General features: G+C 48.7%; 17 protein-coding genes. 1 reads left to right on the forward strand and 16 read right to left on the reverse strand.

Annotated elements, in window-relative coordinates:
* Positions 1-15 precede the first annotated feature (15 nt).
* The 14 genes from PH235_RS03180 to pepA form a co-directional block, all read right to left on the reverse strand.
* Complete coding sequence (locus PH235_RS03180; RefSeq protein ID WP_272160987.1) at positions 16-1,206, reverse strand: amidohydrolase; 1,191 nt, start codon at positions 1,204-1,206, stop codon at positions 16-18.
* 158 nt (positions 1,207-1,364) lie between these two features.
* Entirely contained in the window at positions 1,365-3,299 is a 1,935-nt protein-coding gene (thrS, locus tag PH235_RS03185) for a threonine--tRNA ligase (RefSeq protein WP_272160988.1), read from the reverse strand.
* 394 nt (positions 3,300-3,693) lie between these two features.
* The gene (gene dnaI, locus PH235_RS03190; protein ID WP_272160989.1) at positions 3,694-4,620 is read right to left on the reverse strand and encodes a primosomal protein DnaI; all 927 of its coding nucleotides are present in this window, start codon (positions 4,618-4,620) and stop codon (positions 3,694-3,696) included.
* Positions 4,620-6,053, reverse strand: a complete 1,434-nt coding sequence (locus PH235_RS03195; RefSeq protein ID WP_272160990.1) for a replication initiation and membrane attachment family protein — start codon at positions 6,051-6,053, stop codon at positions 4,620-4,622. The genes dnaI and PH235_RS03195 overlap by 1 nt, the downstream gene beginning before the upstream one ends.
* A complete protein-coding gene (gene nrdR, locus PH235_RS03200) occupies positions 6,053-6,595 on the reverse strand; it encodes a transcriptional regulator NrdR (RefSeq protein WP_108031228.1) in 543 nt (180 codons plus the stop codon). Before nrdR ends, PH235_RS03195 begins: the two co-directional genes overlap by 1 nt.
* A gap of 95 nt (positions 6,596-6,690) precedes the next feature.
* Positions 6,691-7,290 carry a dephospho-CoA kinase gene (coaE, locus tag PH235_RS03205; protein ID WP_272160991.1) on the reverse strand — a complete coding sequence of 200 codons (600 nt, stop codon included), beginning with the start codon at positions 7,288-7,290 and terminating at the stop codon, positions 6,691-6,693.
* Positions 7,291-7,296: 6 nt separating this feature from the next.
* Positions 7,297-8,181 (reverse strand): DNA-formamidopyrimidine glycosylase, encoded by an 885-nt coding sequence (mutM, locus tag PH235_RS03210; RefSeq protein ID WP_272160992.1) that lies wholly within the window; start codon positions 8,179-8,181, stop codon positions 7,297-7,299.
* Between the two features lie 36 nt (positions 8,182-8,217).
* Positions 8,218-10,869, reverse strand: a complete 2,652-nt coding sequence (polA, locus tag PH235_RS03215) for a DNA polymerase I (RefSeq protein WP_272160993.1) — start codon at positions 10,867-10,869, stop codon at positions 8,218-8,220.
* 21 nt (positions 10,870-10,890) lie between these two features.
* Complete coding sequence (locus PH235_RS03220; RefSeq protein ID WP_443080827.1) at positions 10,891-11,436, reverse strand: MaoC/PaaZ C-terminal domain-containing protein; 546 nt, start codon at positions 11,434-11,436, stop codon at positions 10,891-10,893.
* A gap of 172 nt (positions 11,437-11,608) precedes the next feature.
* Positions 11,609-12,940: a UDP-N-acetylmuramate--L-alanine ligase gene (gene murC, locus PH235_RS03225; protein WP_272160994.1), complete on the reverse strand. Its 1,332-nt coding sequence runs from the start codon at positions 12,938-12,940 to the stop codon at positions 11,609-11,611.
* A 238-nt stretch (positions 12,941-13,178) separates the two neighbouring features.
* Positions 13,179-13,874, reverse strand: coding sequence for a hypothetical protein (locus PH235_RS03230; protein ID WP_272160995.1), 696 nt, complete (start codon positions 13,872-13,874; stop codon positions 13,179-13,181).
* 101 nt (positions 13,875-13,975) lie between these two features.
* Positions 13,976-14,590 carry a YtpR family tRNA-binding protein gene (ytpR, locus tag PH235_RS03235; protein ID WP_272160996.1) on the reverse strand — a complete coding sequence of 205 codons (615 nt, stop codon included), beginning with the start codon at positions 14,588-14,590 and terminating at the stop codon, positions 13,976-13,978.
* 54 nt (positions 14,591-14,644) lie between these two features.
* The gene (locus PH235_RS03240; protein WP_272160997.1) at positions 14,645-14,956 is read right to left on the reverse strand and encodes a thioredoxin family protein; all 312 of its coding nucleotides are present in this window, start codon (positions 14,954-14,956) and stop codon (positions 14,645-14,647) included.
* Positions 14,957-14,971: 15 nt separating this feature from the next.
* On the reverse strand, positions 14,972-16,048 hold the full coding sequence (gene pepA, locus PH235_RS03245) for a glutamyl aminopeptidase (RefSeq protein ID WP_272160998.1): 1,077 nt from the start codon (positions 16,046-16,048) through the stop codon (positions 14,972-14,974).
* 255 nt (positions 16,049-16,303) lie between these two features.
* Here pepA and PH235_RS03250 point away from each other — a divergent pair, with 255 nt between their 5' ends.
* Entirely contained in the window at positions 16,304-16,654 is a 351-nt protein-coding gene (locus PH235_RS03250) for a PepSY domain-containing protein (RefSeq protein WP_245830758.1), read from the forward strand.
* Positions 16,655-16,857: 203 nt separating this feature from the next.
* Here the strand turns inward: PH235_RS03250 and trmB are convergent, their stop codons facing one another.
* Both trmB and PH235_RS03260 read right to left on the reverse strand, forming a co-directional pair.
* Positions 16,858-17,523 carry a tRNA (guanosine(46)-N7)-methyltransferase TrmB gene (trmB, locus tag PH235_RS03255; protein ID WP_086628399.1) on the reverse strand — a complete coding sequence of 222 codons (666 nt, stop codon included), beginning with the start codon at positions 17,521-17,523 and terminating at the stop codon, positions 16,858-16,860.
* 72 nt (positions 17,524-17,595) lie between these two features.
* Positions 17,596-18,393 (reverse strand): phosphotransferase family protein, encoded by a 798-nt coding sequence (locus tag PH235_RS03260; RefSeq protein ID WP_272160999.1) that lies wholly within the window; start codon positions 18,391-18,393, stop codon positions 17,596-17,598.
* Positions 18,394-18,488: the final 95 nt, after the last annotated feature.

The raw sequence follows: 18,488 nt of genomic DNA on the forward strand, positions 1-18,488 counted from the left end.
TATCCTCCTAAGCGCTCATTCCCCGGCCAACGCCGCAAGGGTGATGTCAGCGACTGCTTTAGCCGCTACCAATAGAGCTTTTTCATTGATATCGAATTTCGGGTGATGATTATTGAAAACTTCTGCCTGGTTCGGACGGGCACCAACATTCAGGAAAGCGCCGGGAATCTTCAGCAGATACTGCCCGAAATCCTCCGCTCCGGTGTTGGCCGAAGTTGCGATGACCTGCTTCAAGTAGGACCCGACACCATTTTTTTCCAGAACAGCGGCTGCTTTGGCAGTCTCTTTCGGATGATTGTACAAAGGCGGGTAATCGGAGTTGTAGTCGATTTCCACTTTCACGTCGTACATCTCCTCAAGACCGCGGCCGATCCGGTGGAAATGTTCCTCGATGACCTTTCCGACCTCAAGATCCATGTAACGGGCATCCCCGCGCAGAATCAGGCTGTCCTTGATGACATTGCTGCTGCCGACCGCTTCGAAGGAGCCGATCGTCACGACAGCCATGTCATAAGGGTTGATGCGGCGGGAAACGATGGTCTGCAAATTCATCACGAAGCTCGATGCCGCCACGATCGTATCGTTGGAGCGGTGCGGCTGCGAACCATGCCCGCCCGTCCCCTGGATCGTGACTTTGATGTCACTGCAGCCTGCATAAGCGTAGCCGCTAGTGTAAAAGACGGTGCCGACTTCATAATCCGGATAGAAATGGATGCCGTAGATTTCATCGACATCATCCAGCAAGCCGGATTCCATGATGCTCTTGGCACCTGCCGGGGCCATTTCTTCGGCATGCTGATGCACGATTTTGACGGTCCCTTCCCACTGGTCCCGCAGACGGATCAGGCAATCAGCCAAGACCATCAGATAGGCGGTGTGTCCGTCATGTCCGCAGGCGTGCATGACGCCTGGATTTTTGGATGCGAACGGCAGGCCGGTCTGTTCCTCGATCTGGAGCGCATCGAAATCCGCCCGCAGCGCGATGGTGCGGCCGGGGCGTTTCCCGTTGATCGTGACGACGATGCCATAGCCGTTCCCGACGTTCGTCTGCACATCAACCGGTTTATCTTCATAGAAACGGGCGATGAACGCAGCCGTTTCCTTCTCGTCGAATGACAGTTCAGGATGCTCATGGAAATGACGGCGCAAAGCGATCATGTCATCTTCGCGGCCATCCAGCATTTTCATCAATTCATCTCTTAACATAAACCCTTCATCCCCTATCAAGCAAAATATATAAGAACATGAAGGCCCGGAACACAAACTGCCATGTTCCGGGCCTTCATCAAGCTAACAGAATCAAAGCTACATCACTGAAACTTATTGTATCATGATTTGCTCAGAAAGATGTGGATTTGATAAGATTATTTGAAGTTTTTGATTTCAGATTGAACCTCAGCCAAGAAATCATCCATGCTGAAAGTAACCATTTCTTTCGAGCCATAACGGCGGACAGTTACGGTTCCGTTCAGCAATTCCTGATCGCCGATGACCAATTGGTAAGGTATTTTTTGAGTCTGGGAAGCACGGATCTTGTAACCCATCTTCTCGTTGCGGTCATCGACTTCGACGCGCATACCCAACTGTTCCATTACGGCTTTCAGTTCATATGCTTGATCGGCATGCAGATCAAGGTTGACAGGGATGATCGTTGCTTGGACAGGAGCCAACCATACCGGGAATGCGCCTTTGTACTCTTCGATAAGATACGCCACAAAACGCTCCATTGTGGAGATGACGCCACGGTGGATGACGACCGGACGGTGGTTATTTTCGCCGTCTTCGCCGACGTAAGTCAGATCGAAGCGTTCAGGCAACAGGAAGTCCAATTGGATAGTGGACATCGTTTCCTCCAATCCCATCGCTGTCTTGAACTGCACGTCCAATTTAGGGCCGTAGAAAGCAGCTTCTCCGACAGCCTCGAAGTATTCCAAACCGAATTCGTCCATCGCTTCCTTCAGCATCGCTTCCGCTTTGTTCCACATATCATCGTCATCGAAGTATTTCACTTTGTCTTCTGGGTCGCGGTAGCTCAGACGGAAACGGTAATCGCTGATCTGGAAGTCTGCATAAACATCCATGACCAACTGCAACACACGTTTGAACTCATCCTTGATCTGATCCGGACGGACAAATGCGTGGGCATCATTCAGAGTCATTTCGCGTACGCGTTGCAGACCTGACAAAGCGCCGCTCTTTTCGTAACGGTGCATCATGCCCAACTCAGCGATGCGGATCGGCAATTCGCGGTAGCTGTGGATGTCGTTCTTGTAGACCATCATGTGGTGCGGACAGTTCATCGGACGCAACACCAACATTTCGCCATCGCCCATATCCATCGGCGGGAACATGTCCTCATGGTAGTGGTCCCAATGGCCGGAAGTTTTGTACAATTCCACGTTCGCCATGATCGGCGTGTAGACGTGCTGGTAACCTAGGCTCACTTCTTTGTCGACGATGTAACGCTCAAGCGTGCGACGGATCGTTGCGCCTTTAGGAAGCCAGAAAGGCAGGCCGGAACCGACTTCAGGAGCGATCATGAACAAGTCCAGTTCTTTGCCCAATTTGCGGTGATCGCGCTCTTTTGCTTCTTCGCGCATCTTGATGAATTCAGCCAAGGCTTTCTTGTCGAAGAAGGCTGTTCCGTAGACACGTTGCATCATTTTGTTGTTCGAGTTGCCTCTCCAATAGGCACCCGCCAACGACAGCAACTTGAAGACTTGGATTTTGCCTGTTGCCGGCACGTGGACACCGCGGCAAAGGTCCGTGAAGTCATCTTGCGTGTAGACAGTGATGACGTCACCCTCAGGCAACGCTGTGATCAATTCGACTTTGTAAGGGTCGTTTGCGAAGATTTCCAACGCTTCCGCGCGGCTCACTTCACGTCTGACGATCGGATAGTTCGCCTTCACGATGTTCATCATTTCCGCTTCGACTTTCGGCAAGTCCTCTTCGGCAAGCTGCACTTCCATATCGGTATCGTAATAGAAGCCAGTTTCGATCGCTGGACCGACACCGAAATGGATTTCAGGGAACAGGCGCGTCAAGGCATGCGCCATCAAGTGGGCAGTCGAGTGACGCAGGACACCCAATCCGTCTGCGTGATCCGGTGTCACGATTTCAAGTGAACCATCCGTCTCCAACTGGCGTGTGAAGTCGACCAATTCCCCGTTGAATTTTCCGGCCAAAGCCTTTTTAGCCAGGCTGTTGCTGATGCTTTTTGCTACTTCTTCCACTGTTACGCCGGCTTCGAATACTTTTACGGCGCCGTCTGGAAAAGTGATTTTGATCTCTGACATGCTGATTCCTCCAATTAATTAAGTTCTGTTCCTTCGGTGATGACAAAAAAGGCAATAAAAAAAGCCCATCCCCAGCTTGTGCCGGAAATGGGACGTGTCTACGTGGTTCCACCCAAATTCAAAGAGTGCGACAGCCATCCGCTTAAGATTCTGTCTCATCCTTACTTGAACGCGATAACGAGCGTACCGTTTCCCCCTACTGCAGTTTCAGGGAATCTCTCGAAAGGGGTCGATACATGATTGATTAGGATGTTTCACCAAGCCATCCCTCGCTAAAAATCAGTTCATCCATCGGTGTCTTTCTCATCGATTTGTCTTTCGTTTCATCTGTAGTCCATTTAAACACAAAAAATAATTGTTTTCAAGCTTAAAATAAGAAAAGCTTTGCGTCAGCCTATTGCTCGAAACGGCGGTTCTTCCCGGTCATAGGAATCTCGCGCGATAAGAAGCGGATCCGCTCCATCAGACGCTTCGCCTTCATCGGCTCGTCATCGCCTCGGTTGCCCATGCGCAAATGCTCCTCCAGCTGTTGCATCGTAAAGTTGGAACTGAAGAAGGTCGGCAAGTCTTCCTGCATTCGGTACTGGAGGATGACGCCGAGCACTTCATCGCGGATCCAGGTTGAATTGGCTTCCGCTCCGATATCATCCAACATCAGGATCTCCGCCTTCTTCACGGCATCAATCTTTTCGTTGACCGTGTTGCTCTGGATCGCCTGTTTCATCTCCATCGTGAAGGTCGGATAATGCATCAGTGTCGTCAGATGGCCGCCCATTGCCAATTCATGCGCAATCGCACCCAGCAGATAGGATTTCCCTACTCCGAATGGACCATAGAAATAAAGCGCTTGGTGATGCACCTTTGGATTCCCATTGAATGAATCAATGAAATTCAACGACTCCAGAATGGCCGGCATCCGCTCGTTTGATTGGACAAACCGATCCAACGTTGCAGTGCGGACATCCTTCGGCATCGACATTGAATGGACGCGGCTCCGCAATTCCTTTTCTTTTTCCCTCGCCATCGTCTCGTCCGTCGGTGTATAGACGACATCTATGTAACCAGCATTCAATACAAGGTTCGGCTCATAGCCGGGATTCTGCGATTCTTTCCCCAGCTTGATCTTCTCTTTTTCCTGCACATATTCGTGCAATTTCGAATAACTTCTCTCGACGATTTCCCGCGACAGTCGCTCTTCGTGTTTCTGGAAGAACGCCTGGACATCGGCATCCTTCATGATTGTGTCGATCATGCCTTTGTAGCGTTGGCTGATTTCGGGATTATTCATATATTTGTAAAATGCTCTTCCGATATGATCCATCACTCATCCCCTGCCTTTCCGCTACTTTTTAATTTTTTGATGCGTTCATTCAATTTTTGTTGCGCTTCCGGCGTCAGCGGTGTTTCCACAACCGCTTTGTGCTCCTCTTTAGCCCAATCCGGCAAGTTTTCTTTCTTGCGCGCCACCGTTTTCCCGTAATTCTTTGCGGTTGTTCGGCTGGCTGCCCGCTTCTCAGCTTTCGCTTTCATCTCGCCGGCGAATTGTTTCGCTTTCGCCAACGCTTTTTCGGGCGAATCGACACCATCCTGCAGCCAATCGTTTGCGATGGCTTCCACATAGGCCTTGGAAAGATGCGGATTGTTGAGGATGACCAACACATAGTGCGTCAATACATTGAGCACACTCGGTTTGAAGTCAGCCTTTTCCATCAGCGTGCGCAGCAATTGCGTCTCCGAAGCGGTCACGATGCCGCCTTTCTGCTTTTTGATGCTCGTCAAAAATTGATGCGGCGTCAATTGTTCACACGCCTTGATGAACGAGATCTCTTCACTGGAAAAGCGTGCCTGAATCAATTTTTGTTCCCGGCCTTTTTCAGTATCTTTAGCCAGTTGGATGCTCTGAGTAACTTTGTCCTTAACTTCCAAACGATTGCTGTGTCTCTGTTCATAGGCATCGGATACAATTTTTTTGAGCGCTTCTCCGTCTACTTTGCCCGATTCGATATCGGCGGCCTCCAGAATGAACTGGGCCATCTGCAGTTCGTCGCAACCATACAGCGTGTAGAGGATAGTGATTGTGTGCTCCAATTCCTTTGTGATGGAATCACGTTTGACGAATTGTTTGTTCAACAGCTGTCGGAAAAACGAGAAGTCAAACCCATCGTTCTCGATTACGGGCAGGCTTGCCTCGTTATCACCCAACAACGTATTATCGTTCTGTCTCATCCGCGCTTGCTCCGTAAAGGCGCTTTCCGAGAAAGAAAAAACATCCAAAAAGGACTTGGTGATATTTTCCGCAGTTTTTACGTCGCGGACTTGCCGGCTGAACCGCTGCTGCAACTCGCGGTATTTCCGTTCGCCGACTTTTTCATACAACAGCAACCCCATCAGGTCATCACTGAAAAAAGCATGACTGGACAGCGGCTGCTGCAATTCGTATAGGTACTGCTTCTCAGGCTCGTTTACCAGAAATGTCTTCAGCAAACCGATCCCTTCCAATTTCACGCGCGCTTGATAGAACTCTTGGATTCCGCTATTCGATAAAGCCAATAATTCGGTGTGAAGCAACTCCTTGCTCCAATAGTTCTCCTGCGGAATCTCCGCAAGCAGCGTCAAATAGAGGCTGAATGCTTGCGGCCCGATGATGGGCTGATACAATTGGGTCAGGATTTTGCGGTCCACATCGGAAATCAAGTTCGTCTGGCTTGCTCTGAAAGGATCCTTAGGACTTATATTTTGCCATGGATAACTCATTATTCATTGTCTTCCTTTCCGGGGGCTGCCTCGTTAGGAGGAGCATCGGATGGTTGGATGTCTGAAGATTCAGCAGCCGCTTGTTCGGCTTTTTTCTTCTCCATGTTCTTCAATTCATCAAGGAAGGTTTTCCGGTCCGAAAATTGGCGGTAAACACTTGCGAAACGGATATAAGCGACGTCGTCTATTTTGGACAACTTATCCATGACGTATTCCCCGATGACGATGCTGGATACTTCATTTTCTCCAAGCGCTCGGATTTCGGCTTCCACCTCATTGACGACAGTCTCCAGTTGTTCGAGGGCGATCGGCCGTTTTTCGCAAGAGCGGATCAATCCCCGCAACAACTTTTCACGGCTGAATTCTTCGCGTGCGCCATTTTTTTTGATGACAAGCAACGGCGTTTGCTCGATCCTTTCGAATGTAGTGAAGCGGAAATGGCATTGTTCGCATTCGCGACGGCGACGGATGGCTTTCCCATCATCAGCAGGACGACTATCGACAACACGCGATCCGTGATAGTGACATTTTGGGCATTGCATCGGCTTTCCCCCTTTTCTTTCCTTTATTATCGCTTCATTATAACATACTTGTGGCTCAAAAACCTTGAAAAGATGGTCTTTCCGGGACCATCAGGCTAGGCGGAAAGATGTCCGCGCAGCCATTCGTTGACTTGTTTTTCGGTTTCTTCGATTGTCCCGGAATTGTCGATGACAAAGTCCGCCAGCTCTTTTTTCTTTTCGATTGAAAGCTGACTTTGCATCCTCCGGGTGGCTTCATCCGAATCCAAATGATTGCGGCTCATCAGCCTTTGCAATTGGAGTTCTTCCGGAATATAGACGACCATCACGGCATCGCAGCTGTCCTCATACCCGCCTTCGTACAGCAAAGGAATATCCAGCACGATGAGGTCGTGGCCTTCGTTGATGTAACGCTCTTTTTCTGCCTGTATCCAATGACGGATGCGTTCCTTCAGCAAGGCATCCAACTCCGCCCGTTTCTCCCTGTCCGAAAAAATCAGTTCTCCCAATCGTTTGCGATCCAGTGTGCCATCCGGCAGCTGATAATCTTCACCAAAATGCTTGATGATTTCCGCTAACCCCGGCGCACCCGGAAGAACGACAGCCCTTGCTCCCAAGTCCGCATCGACAACCGGTATGCCCGCAGACAAAAACAGCTTCGCTACAGTCGATTTCCCTGTAGCGATGCTTCCTGTAAGACCCAATATATAACTCATGTTCGTTTATTTCGCCCCTTTGTAGGCAATATCAGTGATGCCCGCTGCCTTCGAACGCGTCTTTGGCAGTTGTTGACAATGCGGACAATAATGCGTCCCTCTCTGTGCAACCCTTATTTTTTCGATCGGATGGCCGCAGTTCGGACAAGGCTGTCCGGTCTGGCCGTAAACGGCGAGGGAGACTTGGAATTTCCCGGCCTCACCCAACGTGTTCTTGTAGGTCCGGATCGTCGAACCTCCGGCCTCCACCGATCTACTGATCACATCGATGATGGCTTCCTGCAGTCTTTTGGCTGCAGCCGGTCCGATTGTGTCGGCGGTTTGCAGGGGATGGATTCTGGCTTGGAAAAGCGACTCATCCGCATAGATATTTCCGACGCCGGCTACAATGTTCTGGTCGAGGATGACCGCTTTGATCGCCCGATGCGACTTGGCAAGATCTTTTTTGAATTTGCTCAATTTGAAGAAATCCGCGGTCGGTTCCGGCCCCATCTTTTTGAAAGGTTCATACTCATCCCGCTTTTCGATCGGCAACAGCGTGAATTTACCGAACTTGCGCACGTCAAGGTAACGCAATTGGCGGCCATCGGCGAGATAAAAAATGACATGGGTATGCTTTTTGATCGGTTCACCGGATTCGCTCACCTCATATTTGCCTTCCATCCGCAGATGGGAAATCATAGCCCAGTGGTCCAACAAGAAAATCAGATACTTGCCGCGGCGTTCGATGGTGTGGATCTGTTCCCCCCGCAGGACCGTCTTGAACCGTTCCGTGGAGAAAGGCGGCGTGATCATACGATCCCAAAAGACGGCTACATCCATAATGACGGCTCCGCCGACAAGGTTGATGAGCCCCTTGCGGATGGTTTCTACTTCTGGTAATTCCGGCATAAGCAGCCCCCTTTCTTTTATCGGTTTGTTCCTTGTTTATTTTGCTTCATACCAACTGTCGCCGAAGTTGCTGTCCACTTTAAGCGGCACAGCTAAGGAGACGGCATGCTCCATGATTTCCGGAACCAATTTTTCCAACACCGGAATCTCTTCTTCCGGGCATTCGAAGATCAGTTCATCGTGAACCTGCAACAGCATGTTCGCTTGAAGTCCTTTTTCCTTGAGGACTTTATCCATCCGGACCATCGCAACTTTGATGATATCTGCGGCGGTGCCTTGGATCGGCGAATTGATGGCAGTGCGTTCCGCAAAGGAGCGCAGATTGAAGTTGCGGTTATGGATGTCAGGCAGGTAACGGCGTCTGTGGAATAACGTTTCGACATAACCGTTCTCTTTCGCTTCTTTGACGATGTCCTCCATAAATTGCTTCACGCCTGGATATTTGTCGAAATAACGGTCAATGAACTCTTGAGCGGCTTTTCGGGTGATGTTCAGGTTTTGGGACAAACCATAGTCGCTGATTCCGTAAACAACCCCAAAATTGACGGCCTTCGCTTGTCGGCGCAGATTGGCAGTGACGTCTTCCGGTTTTTCGATGCCGAAAACGCGCATCGCGGTCGAGGTATGGATATCCTGGCCTTCCAGGAAGGCTTCACGCAGATGCTCATCCCCGGAAATATGCGCCAGCACACGCAATTCGATCTGTGAATAGTCGGAGGCGAACAGCTTCCAGCCTGCTTGTTGTGGAACGAAGGCTTGTCTGATTTTCCGGCCTTCCTCCATCCGGATCGGGATGTTCTGCAGGTTCGGATCAACGGAACTCAAACGGCCGGTCTGCGTCAACGTCTGTTGATAACGGGTATGGATTTTACCGGTTTCCGGTTTGATGAATTTCAGGAGTCCCTCCACGTAGGTCGATTGCAGTTTTGCCAATTGTCGGTAGTTCAGGATGTGCTCCACGATCGGCGCTTGCGCCTGCAGTTTCTCCAATACATCCACCGCTGTCGAATAGCCCGTTTTCGTCTTTTTGATGGCGGGCAAGCCCATCTTCTCGAACAGGATGACACCCAGTTGCTTCGGTGAGTTGATGTTGAACTCTTCCCCCGCTTCGGCATAGATGGTTTTCTCGATTTCCAGCAAACGACCGGCAAATTCTTCTTTCATGGTCAAAAGACGCTGCGGCTCCACTTTGATTCCTTGGATTTCCATATGCGCCAAGACAAACGACAACGGCAGCTCCATTTCGTAATACAAGTCTTTTTGCACGTTGCTTTCCAGTTCAGCGTTCAATTGGGCAAACAGCGCCAGGATCGCTTTCACTTTGCGCGCCAAATGGTCATGCAGTATTGCATCCTCGGGAACGGCCGTTTTAGCGCCTTTTCCGTAGATGGCCTCATCAAAGGAGACATCGTTGTAGCCATATTCCTGAGCGACTTGCGCAAGGTCTTTGCTGTTGTCCTTCGCATTCAGGATGTAGGAAGCCAACAGGATATCAAAGTCGATGCCTGCCAGCGCGATGCCGACATAATGCAGCATGACCATCGTCCGTTTGCCGTCGTACACAATTTTGTTGGCTTCGGCGTTCTCAGCCCATTCCTTGAAAGCAAGGCTAGCCTGCACAGTTTCCAATGAAGCCGTGTATATTTTTTCGTCCGTGCCCCAGCTAACTGCGAGGATTTTCCCGTCGTGGTAGTTGTCTTCAAACATTTCTACATACAGAGCCATCCGGTCCGTAAAATGCTCGGGACGGATCTCGGTCAGGACTTCGAAATGGATGTCCTCGAAGGATTCCGAGCGGTCTTCCGATGCCACGCCCAGTTTGTCCAGGAAACTGTTGAAATCCATTTCGCGGTAAAAATCGGTCAGTTTATCGATCTGTTTGCCTTCAACAGCAAGTTCATCGAGCTTCAATGTCACGGGCGAATCCAGATCGATCGTAGCCAATGTTTTGCTCATGAATGCATTCTCTTTGTCGTTGATGAGATTTTCTTTCATCTTGCTTTTCTTCAGTTCATCGACATGCTCGTAAAGGTTTTCGATGGAGCCGTATTCGGTAAGGAGCTTCAAAGCAGTCTTCTCGCCGACTTTGGTGACGCCCGGATAATTATCCGACGAGTCGCCCATCAGACCTTTCATGTCGATGATCTGTTTCGGTTCGATGCCATATTCTTCACGGATGACGTCCGGGGTATAGGATTTCAATTCCGACACGCCTTTGACGGTGATGTCGACCCGGATATTATCTGTCGTCAATTGGATCATATCCTTGTCGCCTGAAATGATGACGACATCATAGCCGGCCTGATCGGCCATCCGCGAGTAGGTCCCGATGATGTCATCGGCTTCATAATTGACCAATTCATAGGTCTTGCCTCCGAAAGCATGGACCAAGACGCTGAAATAAGGCCACTGTTCGGACAACTCCGACGGCATGCTGGCACGCCCGCCTTTGTAATCATCATAAAGGGCATTACGGAAAGTCGTTTTCCCTGAATCGAATGCTACCAACAGATGCGTAGGCTCTTCTGTCTGGAAGATGCGTTCCAATATATTATTGAAGGCATAGAGCGCGTTCGTATGCAATCCGTTCTTGTTGCGGAACCCATCCAGATTCGGCAATCCGAAAAAGGATCTGAAAGCCACACTGCTGCCATCCACCAATAGTAATTTCTTCTTTTTATCAGTCATCTGTTTACATCCTAACTCTGCTTATTCTGAATCATTTTGCGTCATGGATACAGGATCAGTTCCCGAATCGATGGCGTCCTCGACTTCAGTTCGCTCGTTCATGATTACGTTCTCTTCCTCATCAAAAATCAACTTGCGAGGCGTCTCTACGATCAATTCAGCATCCAACACACGGTCGTTTTCCATATTCGTTCCGACAACGCTGATCGTAACTTGTTCGCGGCGCTCATCCACGCGCTCTACTTCAAAATTGAACGTGATCGTGCTGTTGTGGTAGATCGGTTCAATCACATTCAAAGAAACGTCCACAATATGTGAACCCGGACCCGGTAAATGTTTGGAAACATTGCTCGTCAAAATCCCCACCAACAAAACGGTTGGCACAATCGGCTTATGGAACCTAGTCGTCTGCGAATAATCATGTTGAATATAGAGCGGGTTCCCGTCATTCGTCAACCCAAGATACAGCAAAATATCTTTGTCTTCGATGATTTCCGTGACAGTCAACGAATCCCCCTCTTGAATTTCATCAATCGATTTTCCAAGCTTTATATCTTTCAGACCCATTTTCACTTTTCCTTTCTTTGAACACATATATATCTATCATATCAAAAACGCCGTTCCGATAAAAGCCGTTTAGCTGATTGAAACCATTTATTCCGAAAACCGGAACAAGACCCTCACCTGCTTGTATCAAAAAAGCCCAGGAAGCGATCCCTGGACTCGTTACTTCATTGAATTAATTTGTTGTCGGTATGCTATGGCTCAACAGCTCTTCATAAGCCAGTTCAAATTTCTGAACATCCCCGGCACCCATGAAAATGGCGACAGCATCATGGAACTGCAGCAGTGGGGACATGTTGTTGACGTTCAATACCGTTGCGCCTTTTTCGATTTTGTCGGCCAAATCGCCGATTGAAACCTGTCCGTTCTTTTCGCGAGCGGATCCGAAAATATCGCAAAGGAAGACCTTATCGGCCAATTCCAACGACTCAGCGAACTCACTAAGCAGAGCAACCGTACGTGTGAAGGTATGCGGTTGGAAAATCGCAATGATTTCCTTCGTAGGGTATTTCTGTCTGGCCGCATCGAGTGTAGCGCGGATTTCAGATGGATGATGGGCGTAATCATCGATGACGACCATATCCGAAATGTATTTCTCGCTGAAGCGACGTTTTACGCCTGTGAATGTCTTCAGCTGCGCAGCCACCTTATCATTGTTCAAGCCTTCCAACCAGCAGAATGTGATGATGGCCAATGAGTTAAGGATATTATGCGTGCCGAATGATGGGATTTCAAAATGACCGTACCTTTCGCCATTTATTTCCACATCGAACTGACTGCCGGTTGTATCCTTCGTGACATTTTTGGCGACAACATCATTGTCTTCAGCAAAGCCATAGAATGTGACCGGATATTTACCTTTCAATTCACGGACATACGCATCTTCGCCGCAAGCGATGACGCCTTTTTTCACTTGGGATGCAAATGAATCAAAAGCGCTGTAAACATCATTGATGTCTTTATAGTAATCCGGGTGATCGAAATCGATGTTCGTGATAATGGCATAGTCGGGTGAATAAGCCAAGAAATGACGTCTGTATTCACAGGCTTCCAACACAAAATACTCCGCATCTTCCCGGCCGAAGCCAGTGCCATCGCCGATCAGATAGCTTGTTGGCGCAATCCCGTCCAACACATGGGACAACAAACCGGTCGTGCTCGTTTTACCGTGTGAACCGGTAATGGCAACGCTCGTGTAGTTTTTGATCAAATCGCCTATGAAATCATGGTAGCGGATGACCGTCAAACCGATTTCTTTCGCTTTCGCGATTTCCTCATGGGAATCAGGGAAAGCATTCCCTGCGATGACCGTCAAACCCGGTGTAATGTTCGCTTCGCTGAATGGCATGATTGTGATGCCAGCATCATCCAAACCTTTTTGCGTAAAGAAATAAGTTTCGACATCCGACCCTTGAACACGATAGCCTTTTCCATGCAGGATCAATGCCAACGCACTCATCCCAGAACCTTTGATGCCGACAAAATGATAAATCGTTTCCGTTTCCATAATTACCTCCAAATGAATAAGGAAGGTTAGTCTTTCGGCTACCTTCTGATGTTTGTGTCTCAAAACATTCGCACAGGACTTGATGACTTGCTGTCCAGTTAATGAATCGGAACCAGTATAGCACGCACAGATTAAGAAAATACTTAAAATTATTTAAAATTTGAGGTCAAACATGTCAATAATTTCATTGCATCACTCTCCACGGTCCACAAATCAACCTAATGTTACAGTGTGATGTCTAAAAATAAGAGTGGCTTACCGAATCAGCAGGCTCATGAACGAATTTTCCGGCTACCTCATAAGAGCGTTCCTGCTCCATGATGCCCAACAGAGAGCGGTTCATTGCCCGTTTGGATTTGCCTTCCAACGGTTGCAACTCACTTGTTTCCACGCTGTCTTCCTTCAGGATCACATCGTCTTCAACCGGTGGCGCAAGTTCGAAAATAAGCAAGTCCGAGCTATTTTTCTTCAATACTGCCGCAATCGCGCGATAATCGATTTTCTTTTCTTTCAGGTTTTCCCAGCCTTTCAACGGCTCCGGTACTTCGGTCAGTTGGAAAGGCCTTCTGCTCTTGTAAGAAGCGAAAGGGTGCATGCCCAATTCCGTGCGGCGTTCCTTCTGCTTTTCGTCCTTCAGTCTTTTTTTCTCGACCGCAAAAACATCTTCAGCAGGCTTCACAGCTTGATCCCTGAAGGATACGAAAGCCTCCTTGTTGTGGCGGATATAAGGGACCGTGTCCATCGGGTGCAGCAAATCTTGCGAGATGTAGGAGGACGGTTGTGCAGAATCGCTTTTTTCTTCCAGCATGCCATGCTCTTCGTCCTCTTTTTTCAGGTAATTCGGAAAATCAAACTTATTTGTTGCAGGATGACTTCCTTCCATCCCTGAACGATGGTCATGCCGAAAAAAACTTGGTCCATCATAGCGACTCATCCAGTCAGCTCCTCTCTTGTTTTGCTTCCGGCAATGCTATGCCCGGTTTCAATGGAATTCCTTTATTATAGTACTTCTTTTTCAACCAAATTTCCATAGCGTTATTTGGAAAACGCTGCGCCTATTGCATAGGTGTCATCCAACACAAGGATGCCTTTTTTAGGGCTTGCGTTCTCTAGTTGCAATTCTTTGGCTGAACAGATCATGCCGTGGCTGGCTACGCCGCGCAACTCACCCGGCCAGATGATCAAACCGCTGGGCATGACAGCGCCCGGCTTAGCTACGACAACGCGTTGGCCTTTTTTGATGTTGGCTGCACCACAGACGATCTGCAGTACTTCACCGTTGTCCACTTCCGTTTGCGTAACGGACAGATGGTCGGAGTCTGCATGCGGCACGCATTCCTTGACGTAGCCCACAACAAATTTAGGTGAGCGATCGACAACTACAGCATCACTGAAACCTGCCGATTGGATCAAAGCATTCACTTTTGCCACTTCTTCATCGGATAACAGCACTTGTCCGTTTGCATCCAACGCCAGCGTGTCTGAAATCGAAAATAGATTGTAGCCCATCGTTTCATTTGTACGGTTGTTGAAAATGCGCGTCACATTGCCTTTTGATTCGCAGGCTTGTTCTTGGCGGACTGCGATATCCCCTTTCGTCAACATTAATGTATCCCCGACTGCTTCACGATTATAAAAACTTAACCACATGTTATGTTTGCTCCTTTATGCTTCTTCATTTATTTTTTCCCAAACGAAATAGTATCACAATTGCTCCAAAAAGGCTTCAATCTCTTTTTGCGTCTTCCGGTTGCGGGAAACGAAACGCCCCAAAAGTTCTCCCTTATCATAAGCGACAAAGCTCGGGATTCCGGAAATCTGCAACGCTTCACCCAGCGTGCCGAAATCATCACGGTCTATTTCGAAGAAACGGAAATCCGCGAATTTGTTCTCCACCTCGGGCATGAACGGTCGGATGTAATGGCAATCCGGGCACCAGCTGGTCATGAAGACGAAGACCGTTTTCCCCGTATCGCGCAGTTCTTTGAATTGATCCAAATCTTTCAGTTTATCCATAGTTGAGCTCCCCCCTTAATTCGTGGACATGATGGTTTCATAAGTGCTCTTGTCCAATGCTTTGATGACTTGCGCGACCATTTCCTTAGCTGCTGCGTAATCATCGATATGGAACATCGTCTGGTGCGTGTGGATGTAGCGGGCACAGACGCCGATGACCGCGCTCGGCACCCCGTCGTTCATGACATGGGCGGCTCCCGCATCCGTTCCGCCTTTGGAAACAAAATATTGATAAGGGATATCATGCGTCTCCGCCGTATCCAGCAGGAATTCGCGCATCCCTTTCAAGGTGATCATGCCGGGATCCTGAATCCGCAAAAGGAAACCTTCCCCCAGATGGCCGAACGTATCCTTAGTCGTCGTCAGATCGTCCGCAGCCGAGCAGTCCACCGCGAAGAACAGATCGGGCTTAAACTTGTGAACGGCCCCTTTTGTCCCCCGCAGACCGACTTCTTCCTGGACATTGGCGCCGGCGATCAAGGTGTTCGGCAACTTTTCATGCTTCAATGCTTCCAATGTTTCCAAAACGACCGTGTTCCCGTAGCGGTTGTCCCATGCTTTTGAAATAATCTTCTTTTTGTTGGCGGTCCAGATCGTTTCCACTTGGGGAACAATCGTATCTCCGGGACGGACCCCGAATGCCAGCGCCTCTTCTTTCGTATCGAAACCGGCGTCGAACAAGATATCCGTCACTTTGACTTTTTGGCCTTCATCGGCTCCACGCAACAAGTGCGGCGGAACAGAAGATGAGATCACAGGAATATCGCCTTTGGATGTCTGCAGCGTATAACGTTGTGCCGAAACGACATAGGCATTCCAGCCTCCGAGCGGCACGACCCGGAAAAGTCCGCGATCCGTGATGCCTGCCAGCATAAAGCCCACTTCGTCCATGTGTGCCGCCACCATGATGCGCGGTGCCGTTTTATCTTCATGCTCTCTGATTCCGAAAATACCGCCCAAGCCATCCGTTTCGATGCGATCCACCAACGGGGCCATTCTCTCATGCATATAGTTACGGATATTGCGTTCATTTCCGCTAGTCCCCTGCAATTCCGTCAATTCTTTGATCATAGCAAATGTTTTATCTTCCATATTTGAATGGAGCAGGACACAACTTTATCCTTATGCCGCTCCCGGTCCCCCTTCATTGTCTGACTATCCTTTCCATTATAGCGCAGCATCCTTGTCATAGCAACGATTCCATTCGATCCGAAGCATTGTCCCGGCCCAGGAAACGTTTCCTTCACGAAGCCTGATGCAATCGACGTTTCCCTATTATTTTTTTCGTTTTATTGCTATACTTGAGGAAGAAAAAAGAAAGCGCATCAATTTGAGGAGGAACACATGATGAACTTTTTGGAAAAATGCATGTGCAAAAAACACAAAGAAGAAATCTTGGGCGGTATTTTATTCGGAGCAGGACTCGTACTCGGCTCAGTCGTGACGGCCCTTTGCTATGAACAGAAACGGACCGTAAACGGCGACAAAATACTGGAAAACGTCAAAAAGATGTTCTTGGCTGAAGCACCGATCGAAGGATCATGGATCGAATTGCATCCTGTCCCGCTCAGTCGCTATTCTTCAAAAACGGATGTGTATTACGGCGGAATCTCCCGTAAAGAGGAAGGCGTATTGGTGCAATATGAATTCATCGCCGACGCTTATACAGGAACCATTTTGGACTTATACAAACTATAAAGAAAAGAAATGCGATACAAGCCCGCTCTGCCTCGAAAGAAATTTAGGAAATCTGGCCCTGAATGAGCATCGTAGAGCGCAATGGGTCAGATTTATCTAATTTCCGAGAGGCAGGCTTGGATCGCTGGACATCGTTAGTGGCACCAAAACAAAAAAGAAGGACCAAAGCAATCGCAGCTTTGGTCCTTCCTTTTGTTTTGGTTCTATTTTTCTGAATCAGCCGTTGCTTTTTTCGGAAACGCTGCTTCGACGCGGTAGATGCGGTCTCCTCTTGAAGAGAACTTCGCTTCGTACTCCGTCATGATGTTTCCCTCAAAATCGCTCTTGTGCAGATCCAACCACACTTGCTTCAAAGTCATTCCGTATTGCGAGAAGCTCGCCAAAGAATATTCGAACAGGCCTTGGTTATCCGTCTTGAAATGGATTTCCCCGCCGGAGACCAGGATTTGCTCATAGTTGCGCAGGAAGTTTTTGTAGGTCAAGCGGCGTTTGTCATGCTTGGATTTTGGCCATGGATCGGAAAAATTCAGGTAAACGCGAGCCACTTCGCCTTCCGCAAAGAAATCCGCAACATTCTCTCCGTCTGTATTCAGCAACTGGACATTTTTCAGACCTGATTCGATCATCTTATCGAGCGTCATGACCGCTACGCTCGTCTGGCGTTCGATTCCGATATAATTCACTTCCGGATGCATGCGAGCCATCTCAACGATGAACTGGCCCTTGCCGGAACCGATTTCCACATGGATCGGTTGCTCGTTTCCGAAGCGTTCCTGCCATTTCCCTTTCCAATCCGCTGGTTCCATCACTACATATTGGGTACTTTCAGCCAATTTTTCGGCAGCCCATGGTTTATTTCTTACGCGCATAATTCTCCTCTTTCTTATCTGTTTTTTTCGAAAAAAGAAATCCTTTCCGTCCGTGTAAAAACGAAGAGGATTTCATAAATAACTGTTTAGGCGATTCTGATAAAGCTGTTTCAGCAACAGAATCAGTTGGTTCATTTCCACATTGCGTTCCTGCGAATGGCTCTTTTTGATCAGGCAGAGGCACACCATCATGCTGTACCACTCCAAACGGCGTTCCATATTGTCATTCATCTGCAAGCCATACTGCTCCAACCATCCTCCCCATTCTTCATGGGGAACGTATTGTACCAGCAAGGTGCTGATGTCCGAGAACGGATCGGCAATTTTGACCATTTCCCAATCCACAAGATACAACCGGTCTTCCTCATCCAACAGGAAATTTTTCCGATTCACGTCTCCGTGGCAGACCGTCTTTTGCGAGTCGTCGATGCTGGCGATGCTGTTTTTCACGTATTCAGTCACCTGTTGCAGGACCGAATTGGATTTCAAGTCATCCGGCAGATCCGCAACGTACAGGTTGTAGAAATTGATTGGGTTGAAGATTTCACCCTTTACCTTCTGAAGCATCTTCAGGAGATTTTCGGAATGATGGATGCGATGCAGGATGTCCCGCACGGGCTTCCCTTTCATCTCTTCCGGATTCAATTCCCTGCCGTTGAGCCATTCCTGAGCTGTCAGGACATCCCCATTGCCGACCCGTTTGGTCCAGATCAATCGCGGTGTGATCCCCTCAACGGAAAGCGCAGCTAAGAAAGGTGAAGAGTTTCTTTTCAAAAAGACTCTTTCCTCGGCTCTGGTGCCCATATAAGCTTGTCCTGTGTCTCCTCCGATGGGATGTAGCCGCCACCCTGAGTCCATTTTATAATCCATCGAGCTCATTCCTTACTCTGTCTTAAATTTTACTTTCTCCTATTGAAAAGAAGGAGCCGGGACGAAAGCCCCAGCTATCTCTGTCTGCTCTTCTG

The organism is Trichococcus sp. K1Tr (assembly GCF_028309625.1).
GTDB lineage: Bacteria > Bacillota > Bacilli > Lactobacillales > Aerococcaceae > Trichococcus.